This window comes from Lichenihabitans psoromatis, from assembly GCF_004323635.1.
Taxonomy (GTDB): domain Bacteria; phylum Pseudomonadota; class Alphaproteobacteria; order Rhizobiales; family Beijerinckiaceae; genus Lichenihabitans; species Lichenihabitans psoromatis.
In genome coordinates this window covers 1557754-1574761 of sequence record NZ_CP036515.1, presented here as the reverse complement: position 1 = coordinate 1574761, position 17008 = coordinate 1557754, and the positions used below count along the sequence as shown (strand labels likewise).

At 64.6% G+C, this 17008-nt stretch carries 12 protein-coding genes; 9 read left to right on the top strand and 3 right to left on the bottom strand.

All coding sequences use genetic code 11. The features are described from left to right. Nucleotides 1–105 precede the first annotated feature (105 nt). From EY713_RS07295 to ada, 3 genes are all read left to right on the top strand, one after another. Nucleotides 106–5652, top strand: coding sequence for a HAMP domain-containing protein (locus EY713_RS07295; protein ID WP_131114221.1), 5547 nt, complete (start codon nt 106–108; stop codon nt 5650–5652). Next, nucleotides 5649–7832, top strand: coding sequence for a response regulator (locus tag EY713_RS07290; RefSeq protein WP_131114220.1), 2184 nt, complete (start codon nt 5649–5651; stop codon nt 7830–7832). Before EY713_RS07295 ends, EY713_RS07290 begins: the two co-directional genes overlap by 4 nt. A gap of 70 nt (nt 7833–7902) precedes the next feature. Then, nucleotides 7903–9027, top strand: coding sequence for a bifunctional DNA-binding transcriptional regulator/O6-methylguanine-DNA methyltransferase Ada (gene ada, locus EY713_RS07285; RefSeq protein WP_210215317.1), 1125 nt, complete (start codon nt 7903–7905; stop codon nt 9025–9027). 7 nt (nt 9028–9034) lie between these two features. On the opposite strand, the gene EY713_RS07280 is transcribed toward ada, so the two are convergent. From EY713_RS07280 to EY713_RS07270, 3 genes are all read right to left on the bottom strand, one after another. Further along, entirely contained in the window at nt 9035–10465 is a 1431-nt protein-coding gene (locus EY713_RS07280) for an aldehyde dehydrogenase family protein (protein ID WP_131114219.1), read from the bottom strand. 77 nt (nt 10466–10542) lie between these two features. Beyond that, the gene (locus EY713_RS07275) at nt 10543–11949 is read right to left on the bottom strand and encodes an FAD-binding oxidoreductase (protein ID WP_245572926.1); all 1407 of its coding nucleotides are present in this window, start codon (nt 11947–11949) and stop codon (nt 10543–10545) included. A gap of 30 nt (nt 11950–11979) precedes the next feature. Beyond that, the gene (locus EY713_RS07270) at nt 11980–13035 is read right to left on the bottom strand and encodes an Ldh family oxidoreductase (RefSeq protein ID WP_131114217.1); all 1056 of its coding nucleotides are present in this window, start codon (nt 13033–13035) and stop codon (nt 11980–11982) included. A gap of 90 nt (nt 13036–13125) precedes the next feature. Here EY713_RS07270 and EY713_RS07265 point away from each other — a divergent pair, with 90 nt between their 5' ends. The 6 genes from EY713_RS07265 (at nt 13126) to pqqE (ending at nt 17006) form a co-directional block, all read left to right on the top strand. Next, nucleotides 13126–13476, top strand: coding sequence for a DUF167 family protein (locus EY713_RS07265; protein WP_131114216.1), 351 nt, complete (start codon nt 13126–13128; stop codon nt 13474–13476). A 149-nt stretch (nt 13477–13625) separates the two neighbouring features. Then, on the top strand, nt 13626–13703 hold the full coding sequence (gene pqqA / locus EY713_RS23530) for a pyrroloquinoline quinone precursor peptide PqqA (RefSeq protein ID WP_131119403.1): 78 nt from the start codon (nt 13626–13628) through the stop codon (nt 13701–13703). A gap of 38 nt (nt 13704–13741) precedes the next feature. Beyond that, nucleotides 13742–14641, top strand: a complete 900-nt coding sequence (gene pqqB / locus EY713_RS07255; protein WP_131114215.1) for a pyrroloquinoline quinone biosynthesis protein PqqB — start codon at nt 13742–13744, stop codon at nt 14639–14641. Continuing rightward, nucleotides 14641–15408 (top strand): pyrroloquinoline-quinone synthase PqqC, encoded by a 768-nt coding sequence (gene pqqC / locus EY713_RS07250; RefSeq protein ID WP_131119401.1) that lies wholly within the window; start codon nt 14641–14643, stop codon nt 15406–15408. The genes pqqB and pqqC overlap by 1 nt, the downstream gene beginning before the upstream one ends. After that, complete coding sequence (gene pqqD / locus EY713_RS07245) at nt 15405–15692, top strand: pyrroloquinoline quinone biosynthesis peptide chaperone PqqD (RefSeq protein WP_131114214.1); 288 nt, start codon at nt 15405–15407, stop codon at nt 15690–15692. Before pqqC ends, pqqD begins: the two co-directional genes overlap by 4 nt. A 162-nt stretch (nt 15693–15854) precedes the next feature. Beyond that, complete coding sequence (pqqE, locus tag EY713_RS07240; protein ID WP_131114213.1) at nt 15855–17006, top strand: pyrroloquinoline quinone biosynthesis protein PqqE; 1152 nt, start codon at nt 15855–15857, stop codon at nt 17004–17006. Nucleotides 17007–17008 lie beyond the last annotated feature (2 nt).

Below are 17008 nucleotides of genomic sequence, written 5' to 3'. Positions count from 1 at the left end.
CGGGCGGCGCATCGGCGCGTGGCGGCGTCGCACGATATCGGCTATCCATCGCGATAAATGCGCGTCGAAGCGCTGAGGCATGGATAAGCAGACGGAGACGAACCGATGAGCCACGAGCCGTCCCTCGATCCGGCGCCTTCTGGCGATGACAGCCGCTCTGCCCTGCAGGCGCGCGACACCACGTCGGCGCGGCCGCCTCTGGCGCTCGACCTCGAGGAACTGCTGGACGGTTTGCACGCGCTCCGGCTCGGCGATTTTTCCGTTCGCCTCTCAGGCCACCATACCGGGCTGGCCGGCAAGGTCGCGGATACGTTCAACGACATTGCGGCTGCAAACCAGCGCATGGCCCAGCAGCTCGAGCATGTCGGGCAAGTGGTCGGACGCGACGGCAAGACCCGGACCCGCGTGCGGTTCGGTCTGTCGGACGGGGCGTGGGGCGGCATGGAAACCTCCGTCAACACGTTGATGGACGATCTTCTCTGGCCGACCTCCGCCGTCACGCGCGCCATCTCGGCCGTCGCCAAGGGCGACCTGCTGCAGACCATGCCGCTCGCCGTGGATGGCCGGCCGCTCGACGGTGAGTTCCTGCGCTCCGCCACCATCGTCAATGCGATGATCAAACAGCTCAGCGTCTTCACCTCGGAAGTGACGCGGGTCGCGCGCGAAGTCGGCACCGACGGCAAGCTCGGCGGCCAGGCTCAGGTCAGCGAAGTCACGGGCGTCTGGAAGGATTTGACCGAGAGCGTCAATTCGATGGCCTCGAACTTGACCGCGCAGGTCCGTAACATCGCTGATGTGACGATCGCTGTGGCCAATGGTGATCTGTCCAAGAAGATCACCGTGGATGTGCGGGGCGAAATTCTGCAACTGAAGGAAGCCATCAACACCATGGTGGATCAGTTGCGCTCCTTCGCGTCGGAAGTGACGCGCGTCGCCCGAGAGGTCGGCACGGAGGGCAAACTCGGCGGTCAGGCCATCGTGCCGGGCGTCGCAGGCACCTGGAAGGATTTGACCGACTCGGTCAACGCCATGTGCGGCAACCTCACCGCACAGGTCCGCAATATCGCGCAGGTCACGACTGCCGTGGCGCGCGGCGATCTCTCGCGGAAGATCACGGTCAACGTGAGCGGCGAAATCCTCGAGCTGAAAGAGACCATCAATACGATGGTGGACCAGCTTAATGGTTTTGCGGGCGAAGTGACGCGCGTGGCGCGTGAAGTCGGCACCGAAGGGCGGCTCGGCGGACAGGCCGAGGTCCCGGGCGTCGCAGGCACTTGGAAAGATCTGACCGACAACGTCAACTCCATGGCCTGGAACCTGACCGCGCAGGTTCGCAACATCGCCGAAGTCTCGACCGCCGTGGCGCAGGGCGACCTGTCCAAGAAGATCACGGTCAATGTCAGCGGCGAAATCCTGCAGCTGAAGGAGACCATCAATACGATGGTGGACCAGTTGCGCTCCTTCGCGGGCGAGGTGACGCGCGTCGCGCGCGAAGTCGGCACCGAAGGGCAGCTCGGCGGACAGGCCATCGTGCCCGGCGTCGCCGGCACCTGGAAGGACCTCACCGACAGCGTCAACTCCATGGCCGGCAACCTGACCGCGCAGGTCCGCAACATCGCCGAAGTCTCGACCGCCATCGCCAACGGCGATCTGTCGCGCAAGATCACGGTCGACGTCAAAGGCGAGATCCTGCAACTCAAGGAAACGCTGAACACCATGGTGGATCAGCTCAACCGCTTCGCCTCCGAGGTGACGCGCGTTGCGCGTGAGGTCGGCACCGAGGGCAAGCTTGGCGGACAGGCCCAGGTGCCGGGCGTTGCTGGAACCTGGAAAGACCTCACCGAAAACGTCAACTCGATGGGCCAGAACCTCACTGGGCAGGTCCGCAACATCGCCGAAGTCACGACCGCTGTGGCGCTCGGCGATTTGTCGCGCAAGATCACGGTCGACGTCAAAGGCGAGATGCTCGAATTGAAGAACACCATCAACACGATGGTGGATCAGCTCAACGCTTTTGCGGGAGAGGTGACGCGCGTCGCGCGCGAAGTCGGCACCGAAGGTCGCCTCGGCGGACAGGCGGCCGTGCCGGGTGTGGCTGGAACCTGGAAGGACCTGACCGACAACGTCAATCTTCTTGCCGCCAACCTCACCACGCAGGTCCGCAACATCGCCGAAGTCACGACCGCCGTGGCGCGGGGCGATCTCTCGCGCAAGATCACGGTCGACGTGAAGGGCGAAATCCTCGAACTCAAGAACACCATCAACACCATGGTGGACCAGCTCAACGCCTTCGCGGGCGAGGTGACGCGCGTCGCGCGCGAGGTCGGCACCGAAGGCAAGCTTGGCGGACAGGCGACCGTGCCCGGCGTCGCCGGCACCTGGAAGGACCTGACCGATACCGTCAACGTGATGGCCGCGAACCTCACCGAACAGGTGCGCGGCATCGTCAAGGTCGTGACGGCCGTGGCGGACGGCGACTTGAAACAGAATTTGACGGTCGCCTCGAAGGGCGAGGTCGCGGCATTGGCCGAGACCATCAACAACATGACCGGAACGCTGGCGACCTTCGCCGATCAGGTCACCAGCGTGGCGCGCGAAGTGGGGGTCGAGGGCCGCCTCGGCGGACAGGCCAACGTGCCCGGCGCCGCCGGAACCTGGAAGGACCTGACCGGCAACGTGAACCTGCTGGCCGCCAATCTGACGACGCAGGTGCGCGCCATCGCCGAGGTCGCGACCGCCGTCACCAAGGGCGACCTCACGCGCTCGATCCAGGTTCAGGCGCGCGGCGAAGTGGCCGAGCTCAAGGACAACATCAACACGATGATCGGCAATCTCCGGCTCACGACGGACCGGAACACCGAACAGGATTGGTTGAAGACGAATTTGGCGCGTTTCACCAACATGCTGCAGGGCCAACGCGAGCTCGAAACCGTCGGCCGAATGTTGCTCGACGAGCTGGCTCCGCTGGTCGGCGCGCAGCACGGCGTCATCTATCAGGTCGAAAGTCGCGACGACGCCGCCTTCGGGTTGGTGCTGCTGGCCGCCTATGCGGATGACGGATCGAGCGGGCATCGCGCGCGGCTCGGCATGGGCGAGGGCCTGATCGGCCAATGCGCTCGCAACGGACGCCGCATGGTCATCACCGAAATGCCGCCGGATGTCGTGCCGATCGGCTCGGGCCTGTTCCGCGTCGCGCCCCGCAACGCGATCGTGCTCCCGGTGTTGTTCGAGGGGCAGGTCAAAGCCGTCATCGAACTCGCCTCGCTCGGCGCCTTCACGGCGCTGCAGATGTCCTTCCTCGAACAGCTCACGACCAGTATCGGAATCGTGCTGAACTCGATCGAGGCGACCATGCAGACCGAGGGGCTTCTGACCCAGTCGCAGCAGCTCGCCGGTGAATTGCAGACCCAACAGCGCGAATTGCAGCAGACCAACGAGCAGTTGGAACAGAAGGCGCAGCAGCTCGCCGAACGCAACGTCGAGGTCGAGGCCAAGAACCAGGAGATCGAACAGGCCCGTCGCGCCCTCGAGGAAAAGGCGGCGGAGCTTGCTCTGACGTCGAAATACAAGTCCGAGTTCCTGGCCAATATGAGCCATGAATTGCGGACGCCGCTCAATTCGATCCTGATCCTCGGCCAGCAACTTAGCGAAAATCCGGACCGGAACCTCAGCGGCAAGCAGGTCGAGTTCGCCCGCACGATCCACGGCGCCGGCACCGACCTTCTCAACCTCATCACGGATATTCTCGACCTCTCGAAGATCGAATCCGGCACTACGTCGGTGGAAGCGGAAGAGATCTTCGTCGGCAACCTGCTCGACATCATGGCCCGCCCGTTCCGCCACGAGGCGGAACGACGCCGCTTGTCGTTCGCGCTCGATCTCGCGCCCGATCTCGGCAAGAGCATCATCACCGATTCCAAGCGGCTTCAGCAGGTGCTGAAAAACCTGTTGTCCAACGCCTTCAAGTTCACCGAGCAAGGGGGCGTGACCCTCCGGGTGTTCCCGCTCCAAGGGGGCGGGATGCTCGACCACCCCGTCTTGAAACATGCCTCTTCGATCGTCGCTTTCGAGGTCAGCGATAGCGGCATTGGCATTTTGCCCGAGAAGCAGCGCATCATCTTCGAGGCGTTTCAACAGGCGGATGCAGGCACCAGCCGCAAATATGGTGGCACGGGGCTCGGCCTCGCGATCAGCCGCGAACTCGCCAACCTGCTCGGCGGGGAGATTCAATTGAAGAGCACGCCGGGCGTCGGCAGCACGTTCACGCTCTATCTTCCGCGCGCGTTCGAAGCCCCCGCGATGCCGGTGCGAGCCCTCGCCAATCCCACTGCGACGGACGCGAACCCGTCGCTGTCCGGCACCGATACGGTGGCGGCGCGCGTCGCCGAAATCGCCATCCGGGCCGGAGCGCGGCTGGCCGACAGACCGGGCTCGACCGAGACCGCACCGGATGACGATCGCCAGCGTCTCGAGACCAACGATAGTGTGCTGCTGATCGTCGAAGACGATCCCCATTACGCCAGGATGGTCGGCGACGTGGCGCGCTCGCAGGGGTTCAAGATCCTGATGGCGACCCGTGGCGCCGACGCCATCGCGCTCGCGCGTGACTATCAGCCCACGGCGATCTCGCTCGATGTGTTCCTGCCGGACATGCTGGGCTGGTCGGTCCTCAGCCACCTGAAGCAGGATCCGGCGACGCGGCACATCCCGGTCCAAATCGTGACGCTGGACGACGACCGACAGCATGGGCTCGCGCGCGGTGCTTTTTCGTTCATGTCGAAGCCGACGTCGAGCGAGGGGCTCGGGGATGCGCTGGCGCGTATCAAGACCTTCGCGGCACCGCGCCGCAGACGCCTGCTCGTGGTCGAGGACGGGGCGAGCGACCGGACGAGCGTCACCGACCTTCTCGGGCATGATGATATCGACATCGTGACGGCCGCGACCGGCGCCGGCGCCATCGCGGCGCTGCGCGAGGGGTCGATCGACTGCATGGTGCTCGATCTCGCGCTGCCTGACATGTCCGGCTTCGAGGTGATGAACCGCATCCGCTCCGATACCGAGATCAGTGGCGTACCGGTCGTGGTCTTTGCCGGTCGGACGCTATCGGAAGATGAAGACGCTTTGATCCACGGCTTCGCCCGCACGACCGTCATCAAGGGCGTCGAATCGCCCGAACGCCTGCTCGACGAGACGGCTCTGTTCCTGCACCGGGTCGTGGCCGATCTGCCGGCCGACAAACAGCGCATGCTGGAACGCTTGCACGGGTCGGACGAAGACCTGCAAGGCCGGACGGTCCTGCTCGTGGACGATGACGCACGCAACATTTTTGCGCTCTCGAGCGTCTTGGAACGCCGTGGCATGCAGGTCCTGACCGCGACCACCGGCAGCGAGGCGATCGGTTGGATCGAGACCCGACCCGACATCGCCATCGCGCTGATGGACATCATGATGCCTGGAATGGACGGTTACGAGACCATGCAGGTGATCCGCACCAACCCCGCGCTGCGCCGCCTGCCGATCATCGCCCTGACCGCCAAGGCCATGAAGGGCGACCGCGAGAAATGCCTCGAAGCGGGTGCGTCGGACTATCTGGCGAAACCCGTCAACACCGAACAACTGTTGTCAGCGCTGCGGATGTGGCTGCATCGATGACGAAATCGGAGCGCTTGGACGTGAACCTCGAAACGCCGGATCGGATCAACATTCTCCTGGTCGACGATCAGCCCGCCAAGCTGCTCAGCTACGAGGTGATTCTTGCCGAGCTTGGCGAGACGTTGATCAAGGCGAATTCGGCACGCGAAGCGCTCGAAAAACTGCTGAAAAACGAGGTCGCGGTCATTCTGATCGACGTCTGCATGCCCGAGCTCGACGGTTTCGAGCTCGCCACCATGGTGCGCGAACACCCGCGCTTTCAGAAGACCGCGATCATCTTCGTGTCGGCCATCCAGGTGACCGACCTCGACCGGTTGCGCGGCTACGAGGCGGGTGCGGTCGACTATGTGCCGGTGCCGGTCGTCCCAGAGGTGCTGCGCGCCAAGGTCAAGATTTTCGCCGAATTATTCCGCAAGACGCGCGATCTCGAACGCCTGAACGCGGAGCTCGAACGCCGCGTCGACGAACGGACCGCCGCGCTCGAAGCCTCCACCGCCAGCCTGCGCGAAAGCGAGCATCGGCGCGATCTCGCGCTCGCGGCGGGGCGAATGGGGTCGTGGAGCTGGGACCTCGCGACCGGAACGCATCAGTGGGACGAGGGCCAATACCGCATTTTCGGGGTCGATCCCAAGACCTTCGCGCCGACCGTCGACAGCGTCATGGCGCTGGTCCATCCCGACGATCTCGACTTGATGAGACGCGGCGCGGCGCATGCGATCAAGCATCGGGCCGCCTATGATATCGAATTCCGCATCCTTCGACCCGTCGATGGGGCGACGTGCTGGTGCATCACCGGCGCGGCGCCGAGCTTCGACCCGGAGGGCCGGGTGGTTCGGCTCAGCGGTGTGACCTTCGACATCACCCAGCGCAAGCTGGCCGAAGACGCGCTCAAACATCTCAACGAGGATCTCGAACATCGAATCGAGGAACGAACCCGCGAGCGCGAGATCGCGCTGGCGCAATTGTTCGAAGCGCAGAAGATCGACACGATCGGCCAATTGACCGGCGGCGTCGCGCATGACTTCAACAACCTTCTTATGGCCGTCATCGGCAGCCTCGAATTGTTGAAGAAGCGGCTTCCGGCCGAGGATGCTCGCGCCCATCGGCTCGTTGACAATGCCATGAAGGGCGCGGACCGGGGCGCTGCCCTGACCCAGCGGCTGCTTGCCTTCGCGCGGCGGCAGGATCTGGAGCCGCAGGATGTGGACGCGGGCGCGCTGATCGGGGGCATCGAGGATTTTCTGAAACGCGCCGTTGGACCGAGTGTGGTCTTCTCGCGCGATGTACCGGCGGATCTCGCCATCGTGCGGGTCGATGCGAACCAGCTCGAACTCGCGCTGCTCAATCTATGTGTGAACGCGCGGGATGCGATGCCGCAGGGCGGCTCGATCGCGATCGTGGCGCGGAACGAGAGCGTGAGGGCCGTGCGCGATCCGCTGCAACCGAATCTTGCGCCCGGGCCCTATGTCAGCATCAAGGTCACCGATACCGGCTCGGGGATGGACGAGGCAACGCTTGCCAAAGCGAGCGAACCGTTTTTTACCACCAAGGGACCCGGTAAAGGCACCGGGCTCGGTCTATCGATGGTGCATGGGCTAGCGGCACAATCGGGCGGTGCCCTGCAGATGTCCAGCGCGGTTGGCAAAGGCACCACGGTCGCCTTATGGCTGCCCCAGGCGGAGATTCGCGAGGTTGCGGATGACCGCTCCTTCGCGGCGATGCAGCAACGGCTCGAGGTTCCAAACGAAGCCGAACGCTTGCTGACCGTTCTGGTGGTCGACGACGACACGCTGGTGAGCGCCGGAACGACCGCCATGCTCGAAGACTTGGGCCATGCCGTGATCGAGGTCGATTCAGCCGCGCATGCGCTGGCGGTCCTCAACGACCCCCATGAACGGATCGACCTCGTGGTGACGGATCACGCGATGCCGGGCATGACCGGGCTCGAACTGGCGCGGCATCTCCAGACAAGCCATCCCGATTTGCCCGTGATCCTGGCGACCGGCTATGCCGAATTGCTGCAGGAGGAATGGGAGGGCGCGCGGGTGCCGCGGCTCGCCAAGCCGTTCCGGCAAAACGAACTTTTGGCCGCGATCGCCCACGTGACCGGCCCGACCGCGACGGAGGACCGCTCCGTGACGACATCACGCCGGCGCGACAGCGCCGTCTTGTCGATTTGACCGCAAGCACCGGAGTGCGGGACGACGACCGGACAGCCTAAATCGTGACATGATCAGGAGAGGAAAAGCCATGAGCCTTTCGACCGCCATGTCAGCCGACACCGTCTCATCGACCCCGATGGTATCGACCGCCGAAGACCCGCGCTGGCACGCGATCGTTCGGCGCGACATTTCGCAGGACGGAGCCTTCGTCTACGCGGTCCGGACAACCGGCGTCTATTGCCGTCCGGGTTGCCCAGCTCGGCTCGCCAAACCCGAGAACGTGACCTTTCACAACACCTGCGCCGAGGCCCAGCGGGCGGGTTTTCGGGCCTGCCTGCGCTGTCGCCCCGACACAATCTCCCCGGCGACGCAGCAGCTTGCGCGGGTGGCCGAGGCCTGCCGCATCATCGAGACAACCGAAAACCTTCCCTCGCTCAAGACCTTGGCCGATGCCGTCGCCATGAGCACCTTCCACTTTCATCGGATCTTCAAGGCCACGACGGGCGTAACGCCGAGCGCCTATGGCCGCGCCCATCGCGCCAAGCGGGTGCGGGACCGGCTGTCTGAGGGTTCCGCCAGCGTCACCGAGGTGATCTACGATGCGGGGTTCAACTCGAACGGACGCTTTTACGCCGCGTCGGACCAGATGCTGGGCATGACCCCGACCGTCTTCCGCGCGGGAGGACCCGATACGACGATCCATTTCGCGATCGGGGAATGCTCGCTCGGCTCCATCCTGGTGGCGCAAAGCCTGAAAGGCATCTGCGCGATCTTGCTCGGGGACGATCCCGACCAGCTCGCGCGCGATTTGCAGGATCGGTTTCCGAAAGCCGACCTCATGGGCGGCCACAGAGGTTTCGAGGCGATCGTCGCATCCGTGGTGGGCTTGGTCGACGGCCCGGCGACGGCGCTGGACCTGCCGCTGGATGTGCGTGGCACAGCCTTTCAGCAGCGGGTCTGGCAGGCGTTGCGGGACATTCCGGTCGGCAGCACCGCGAGCTACGCGGAGATCGCCCGGCGCATCGGGCTTCCTCAGGCGGTCCGGGCGGTGGCGCGAGCCTGCGGTGCCAACGCAATCGCGGTGGCGATCCCCTGCCACCGCGTCGTCCGCACCGATGGCGCGCTATCGGGCTATCGATGGGGCGTGCAACGCAAGCGCGCCCTTCTCGATAAAGAAGCGGCGGCTACCATTGAGCGGACCGACGCGCCGTGAGACGTCCTCAGGCGGCTTCGTAGCCGAGGATCCCTTTGATCTCGAGAAAGTCCTCGAGCCCATATTCCGCATATTCGCGGCCATTGCCCGATTGCTTGTAACCGCCGAACGGAATGCCCGCGTCCCAAGCCGGGTAGTTGATATGCACGTTCCCGGTCCGCATCCGGCTCGCCGCATCCCGCGCTTTGCCGAGATCCTTGGCTTGAATATAGGACGCGAGGCCATAGACCGTATCGTTTGCAAGATCGATCGCCTGATCGACCGTGTCATAGGGCAGGATCGCGAGAACCGGGCCAAAGATCTCCTCGCGAGCGATCCGCATGTCCGGCGTGACGTCGCCGAAGATGGTCGGGCGAACGAAATAGCCGCGATTGAGACCACCAGGGCGGCCCGGGCCACCGGCCAGCAGCGTTGCGCCTTCGGCGATGCCGGCTTCGATCAGGCCCTGGATCTTATCATACTGGATCTGGCTCACGACCGGGCCGAGCTTGGTGCCGGGCGCGTCGGCTGCACCGACCACGAAGGTTTCGGCGGCGGCTTTGGCGTAAGCCGCAACCTCGTCCTTGCGGTCGCGCGGCACGAACATGCGAGTCGGCGCATTGCAGGACTGGCCGCTATTGCCGAAGCAACCAGCGACGCCTTTGGCGACAGCATCAGCGAAATCAACGTCCGGAAACAGAATGTTGGCCGACTTGCCGCCAAGCTCCTGATGCACCCGCTTGACCGTATCGGCGGCAGATTTAGCCACGAGGATGCCGGCGCGGGTCGACCCCGTAAACGACATCATGTCGACATCCGGATGGCTCGCCAAAGCCTGACCGACTGTCGGGCCATCGCCGTTGACGAGGTTGAACACGCCCTTCGGCACCCCGGCCTCATCGAGGATTTCCGCGACAATGATCGCGTCGAGCGGCGCGATTTCGCTCGGCTTCAGCACCATGGTGCAACCGGACGCGAGCGCCGGACCGACTTTGCAGGTGATCTGGTTCAGCGGCCAATTCCAGGGCGTGATCAGTCCAACGACGCCGACCGGCTCCTTGACGACCAGCGAGGTTCCCTTGCGCTGCTCGAACGAAAAATCTTTGAGGACAGCCGCGATCTTCTCAAGATGCGCGAGGCCGATGCCGACCTGGCTGTTCAGAGCAAAATCGAGGGGCGCGCCCATCTCGCGCGACACCGCATTGGCCAGATCCTTGCTGCGGGTCTTGTAGACCGCGATGATCCGCTGCAGCAGGTCGTAACGCTCGGCCGGGGTGGTGCGCGAGAAGGTCCGGAAGGCCTGTTTGGCGGCCGCGACCGCCTTGTCGACGTCGGCTTTCGAGCCTAGCGAGATCTGCGCGAACGCATCTTCGCTTGAGGGGTCGATGACGTCGAGAACGTTCGGCACGACGGGATCGACCCAGGCGCCGTCGATATAGAACTGCAGGGCGTGCGACATGGGGTCCTCCTGATGATTGTTTGCCGTGAGGCGTTATGACACTATGACTATGACGATCGCGCCGCCTTGGCCAGTCTTCAGCGAGGCGGCAGCACCTTTCCAGGGTTCATGATGTCCTGCGGATCGAGGGCCTGTTTGATCGAGCGCATAACCGCGATGGCTCCGGCGCCATGCTCGGCTTCGAGATAGCGCCGCTTACCCTGCCCGACACCATGCTCGCCCGTGCAGGTGCCCCCCATCGCCTGAGCGCGGTCGATCAACCGGGTCATGTAGCGCTTCAGAACCGCCATTTCGGCCGCGTCCTCGGTCATGATCATCACGCTGGTGTGGAAGTTGCCGTCGCCGACGTGACCGACGATCGGCGCGATCAGACCCATCTCCTCGATGTCGCGCTTGGTCTCGGTCACACATTCGGCCAGGCGGGAGATCGGCACGCAAACGTCGGTCGCGATGATCTTGGCCCCCGGCCGCAGCGGCAGCGCCGACCAATAGGCGTCATGTCGGGCCTGCCAGAGCCGGCTGCGGTCTTCTGGTTTACTGGCCCATTGCGGCGCGGCGCCCCCGAACTCGGTCGCGATCTCGACGAAGCGCTCGATCTGTTCCTGCACGGCGCGATCGGTGCCGTGGAACTCGAGGAAGAGTGTCGGGACCTCGGCCAGATCGAGCTTCGCATAGGCGTTCGAGGCGCGGACCTGCACCTCGTCCAGCAATTCGATCCGGGCGATCGGAAGCCCCGATTGCACGACGGCGATCACCGTATCGCAAGCCGCCGCGATGGTCGGAAAGGGGCACACCGCCGCCATGATGGCCTCGGGCAGGCCGTGCAGCCGTAGCGTGACCTCGGTGATGATGCCGAGCGTGCCCTCGGACCCGACGAAGAGCCGCGTCAGATCGTAACCCGCCGAGGATTTCTTGGCGCGCGAGCCCGTCGTGATGAGGTCGCCATTGGCGGTGACGACCTTGAGGGCCGCCACATTGTCCCGCATCGTGCCGTAGCGCACCGCATTGGTGCCCGACGCGCGCGTCGCCGCCATGCCGCCGATGGAGGCATCGGCGCCCGGATCGATCGGAAAGAACAACCCCTGCTGGCGAATAAACTCGTTGAGCTGCTTGCGGGTGACGCCCGGCTCGACCACGCAATCGAGATCCTCAGCGTTGACGGCCAGCACGCGATTCATGCTGGACAGGTCGATCGAGACGCCGCCCTGCGGCGCATTGAGGTGCCCTTCGAGCGACGTGCCCACCCCATAGGGGATGATCGGCACAGCATGCGCGGCGCATATGCGAACCGCATCTTGCACATCCGCCGTCGAGGTCGCGAACACCACGGCGTCCGGCGGCTCGTTCGGCAGATAACAGGTCGTGTTGGCGTGCTGTTGGCGCAGCGCCAAGGATAAGGACATCCGCTGTCCGAAGCGGTCGCGGAGCGCCGCTAGAGCGGCGGCGAGACGGTCGCTCGCCGGCAAACGTGTTTGGACATCCATGAGCGAAACCATCGGCAAAGCTGTGTCGGATCAATCGGTCGGCGTTCCGTCCGCCCCGATCTTGAGAAAGGCTGCGGTATCGGGATCGATCGGGATGCCGTCGCGAAGCCGCTCGGCCTCGACAGCCCATTCACGATCGCCCGGTGCCATCACAGGATGACCGCCGTCCGTGTGCCGCACCGCCCGAAGCGCGTCGAGATAAGATCGCATGCCCTTGTCGAACATTGCTTTGCCGGCAAAGAAGGCCGGATCGATCGCGATCACGAAGTGACCCATGTTGCGCGGGGTTTGCAGATCCGGCGTGCCCACCATCGGGATCATGGCATGGTCGAGTGTTGTCCCCATCAGGATGGCGGACAAGAGAGTCGCGACACCGGCGAGCGCCGCGCCTTTGAAGCCATAGCCCGCGCCGCCGAGCGGCATCAGCATTTCGGCAACCTCTGCGTCGCGCGTCATCTGGCCCTGCCGGTCGGCCGCGACACCCTCGGGCAGGATCGTGGCGAGCGACCGGTAGAGCAGCACGCGATTAAACGGGATCGACGAGGTCGCCATGTCGAGCAGCCAGGGCTTTTGCCCCTCGACCGGCGCCGCAAACGCGAGAGGGTTTGTGCCGTGGAAGGCTTGCGCGCCTTCGAATGGCGCCACGATGCTGTCGGCATTGGTGGTCGCGAAACCGATCAGCCCAGCCTCGGCCGCGACTGTCGCATAAGCACCGGCGGCGCCGTAATGATGCGACCGCACGACGCCGACGGCTCCGATGCCACTCTCCCGCGCGATCTCGATCGCAAGCTCCATGGCCCGATAGGCTGCGAGCGCCCCAAGGCCATTGTCGCCATCGACGATCGCGGCGGCGGCGGCCGTCCGGCGAGCCGTCACGACGGGGTTTCGGTTGGCCCGGCCGTTGCGGAGCTTCTGGTCGTAGACCATCACCAGACGCGCGCCGTGACTATCGACCCCAAGACGCGACGCATGCATGAGCGCGCGGGTCGCGGCGGCTCCCGCGGGCGCCGAGGCGCCCGCCTCGGCAAAGGCTCGCGACAGGCGCGATGCCAGGAGATCGGCCTGGACAAGAATAGCTCGTGACATGAAAGGGTCTGGCCTTCGTTCGGCAAAGGGGAGATGGCAGGATGCTGCTGGCCGACCGGCAACCGCCAGACGGGTTCCATGAGAGACTAAATGGTTTTGAAGGCCGATCGTCAAATCTTTGCACCCGCATTTTCGGGCGATAGCGACGGCGTCCGCTTGTCGGTTCGGGTGACGCCGCGCGCCGGACGAACCGGGATCGACGGCCTTGTTGTCGATGCCGATGGACGAGCATCCGTTCAGGTGCGCCTTGCAGCGGCTCCAGTCGAGGGAGCCGCCAATGCGAGCCTGATCGCGGCGCTGGCGGCTGCGCTGAACTTCCGCAAGCGCGACATCACGATCAGGTCCGGCTCAACGTCGCGGCAGAAAATCCTGCATCTCGCAGGAGACGCGCCCGCGATCATCGAGCGGCTCGAGCACTTGCTCACTCCGACCGGCCCATGACAGTTTTGTGCTGCGACGGCTCCCCTTTCGAATCGTCTTGGCGTCCATGAACCGCGGTGCTAGCCTCAACGTTGGCAAACTGAAGCAATCCAACCGCGCGAATGCGGCCCGGACGGTTTGCTTTATAACAAGCATCAAGGGAGACCATCATGGCCTGGAACACCCCCGTCGTTACCGAAGTCTGCATCGGCATGGAAGTCACGAGCTACGAGTCGGCTGCTTTCTGAGCCCGTCGATCGACGTGAACGCGGGTCGGTAAAAAGCGATGCGCGTTCGCGTTCTCGGGTCGGCGGCGGGCGGCGGATTTCCTCAATGGAATTGCGCTTGCCCCATATGCCGTCTCGCCTGGGACGGAAGCGACAGGGTTCGCGCCCGCACCCAGACGAGCCTCGCGTTGACGGCGAATGGTGTCGATTGGTTCATCCTCGACGCCGCACCGGACCTCCGACAGCAGATTCTGCAAACCCCTGCCCTGCGCCCACAACATCCCGGCCGTCACTCGCCGATCCGAGGCGTGGTCTTGACCAGTGGCGATGTCGACCATCTCGCCGGGCTGCTGTGCCTCCGCGAGGGGCATGCCTTCTCGCTCTACGGAACGGAAACGACCCTCGCCCAGGTGTCGACCGCGACGCTGTTCGGTGTGCTGAACCCCGCGATCGTCACGCGGCAACCACTCCGACTGGACGTCCCCTTCGAGACCGGCTTTGGCCTGACGGTTCGGCCCTTCGCGGTGCCCGGCAAGGTTCCGCTCTATCTTGAAACCGAGCATGTCGCACTCGGCGAGGAAACCGAGACCGTGATCGGCCTTGAGATCGGGGATGGAGCCAAACGTGTCTTCTACGTGCCGGGATGCGCCCATGTGACGGACGGACTGGCACAGCGGCTGGATGGCGCCGACCTGCTTCTGTTTGACGGCACCACCTTCACGAACGATGAAATGCCGGCCCTCGGTTTATCGAAGAAGACCGCCGCTCGGATGGGACATCTTGCGATGAGTGGCGAGGCTGGATCGCTGCATGCCTTCGACCGTGTGAAACTCGGCCGCAAGGTCTATATCCATATCAATAACACCAATCCGGTTTTGATCGAGGATTCGCCCGAACGCGCCGTCGTCACTGCGGCCGGGTGGGATGTCGCTCACGACGGGATGGAGATCATGCTTTGATGCACGACCCCGTCGCTCTCGATCCCAGCTTCCTCGCGCCAGACGCGTTTGCGGCTGAACTGCGCCGCATCGGCGCCGAGCGCTACCACATCCTGCATCGGTTTCATCGTCGGCTGCACGACGGTCAATGCACACGCGGCGAGGTGCAGGCTTGGGCGCTCAATCGCTATTATTATCAGTCGATGATCCCGATCAAGGACGCGACGGTGCTGACCCGGATGATCGAGCCCGCGCAGCGGCGCGAGTGGCGGAAGCGGATCGAGGATCACGATGGCCTCCGGGATGGGGACGGCGGCATCGAGCGGTGGCTGCGCTTGACCGACAGTCTCGGGCTCGATCGGGACGATGTGGTATCGGCCCGCTTTATCCTGCCGGCCACGCGGTTTGCCGTGGAGGCTTACGTCGAATTCTGCCGCAGCAAGACGCTGCTCGAAGCCGTGGCGTCCTCGCTCACCGAGCTATTTTCGCCCGCCATCATCTCGGAACGGGTATCGGGCATGCTGGCTCATTATGATTTTGTCAGCCGCGACACGCTGGCCTACTTTACGGCCCGTCCCGATCAGGCCAAACGGGACAGCGATTTCGCCTTGGATTTCGTGACGCGCGACGCGCGGACGCCGGCCCAGCAGCACGCCGTGATGGATGCCCTTCGCTTCAAATGCGACGTGCTGTGGCTGCAACTCGATGGCTTGTGGACCGCCTATGTCGAGGGCGCGCCGCCGCCGGGCGCATGGCAACCGACCGGCAACCGGACGCACGCCGCATGACCGATTCGACCGCTCTGCCTGACGACGCCAAACCGCACCTGCCGCGGGGCGTGCGCCTGCGCCACGACGAGACGCGGGGTGAATGGACATTGCTGGCGCCGGAACGCATCCTCAAGCTCGATGCGGTCGCGGTCGAGGTGCTGAAACGCTGCACCGGCATCGCCACGATCACGGCCATCGTCGACGACCTCGCGACGACCTTCGCGGCGGACCGCACGCGGATCGACACCGATGTCCGCGCCATGCTGGCGGGCCTTCACGACAAGCGGATGCTCGACTTATGACGGCGCGTCGTTCTCACCCGCCCGCCTCCGTCATGCTCCGGCCCGCGACGGGCCTTCACGACAAGCGGATGCTCGACTTATGAAGGCGCGTCATTCTCACCCGCCCGCCTCCGTCATGCTCCGGCGCGCGACGAGCCTGCACGACAAGCGGATGCTCGACCTATGACGGTTGCGCCGCCTCTCGCCCCGTTCGGTCTGCTGGCCGAGCTGACGCATCGCTGTCCGCTCGCCTGCCCCTATTGCTCGAACCCGTTGGCGCTCGACGCCAGGTCTGGCGAGCTCGACACGGAAACCTGGACGCGCGTCTTCTCCGAGGCGTCCGCGCTCGGTGTGCTGCATATTCATCTGTCGGGTGGAGAGCCGCTGGCGAGGCGCGACATCGTCGATCTGGTGGCCCATTGCGCCAAGCTGGGGCTTTACACGAACCTCATCACGTCCGGGATCGGTTTGACCGAGGACCGCATAGCGCGCCTCTCGGATGCGGGTCTCGATCACGTCCAGCTTTCGGTCCAGGATGTCGATCCGGCGTCGGCCGATCGCATCGCTGGCTATGCCGGTGCTTTCGCGAAAAAGCAGCAGGTGGCCGCTTGGGTGACGGCGGCGGGCCTGCCTCTGACCGTCAATGCCGTTATCCATCGCGCCAATGTGGCGCGTGCGCCGGACTTGGTCGCGTTAGCGATCAGGCTCGGTGCGCGGCGGGTCGAGATCGCGCATACGCAATATTATGGTTGGGCTTCGGTCAATCGCGACGCGCTGATGCCGTCGCGGGCTGAGGCTGAGGTCGCGGTCGCCGAGATCGAGCGGCTGAAGACGGTTCATGCGGGTACGATCGTGATCGACCATGTCGTGCCGGACTATTATGCGCGATACCCGAAGGCCTGCATGGGCGGGTGGGCGATGCGATCTTTGAACGTCACTCCCTCCGGCAAGGTGCTGCCGTGCCATGCGGCCGAAACATTGCCGGGACTCACATTTCCGACCGTTCACGAGGCCTCGCTCGCGGCGATCTGGACATCCTCGGAGGCGTTCAACGCGTATCGCGGCACGGATTGGATGCAGGAGCCGTGTCGGTCCTGTGTGCGCAAGACCGTCGATGTCGGCGGATGCCGGTGCCAGGCCTTCGCTCTGACCGGAGACGCGCGCAACACCGATCCGGTTTGTGTGCTCTCGCCGCTGCACGATGCCATTACCGCACTCGCGACGCCGGCTCACGATGCCGCATCAGCGTCTATCCTGCCAACCTATACCTATCGCGCCAATCCCGGGCCGAGCCTCGCGCCGCTCGGCATGGACCCGTCGATCAACGCTCCGTAGCG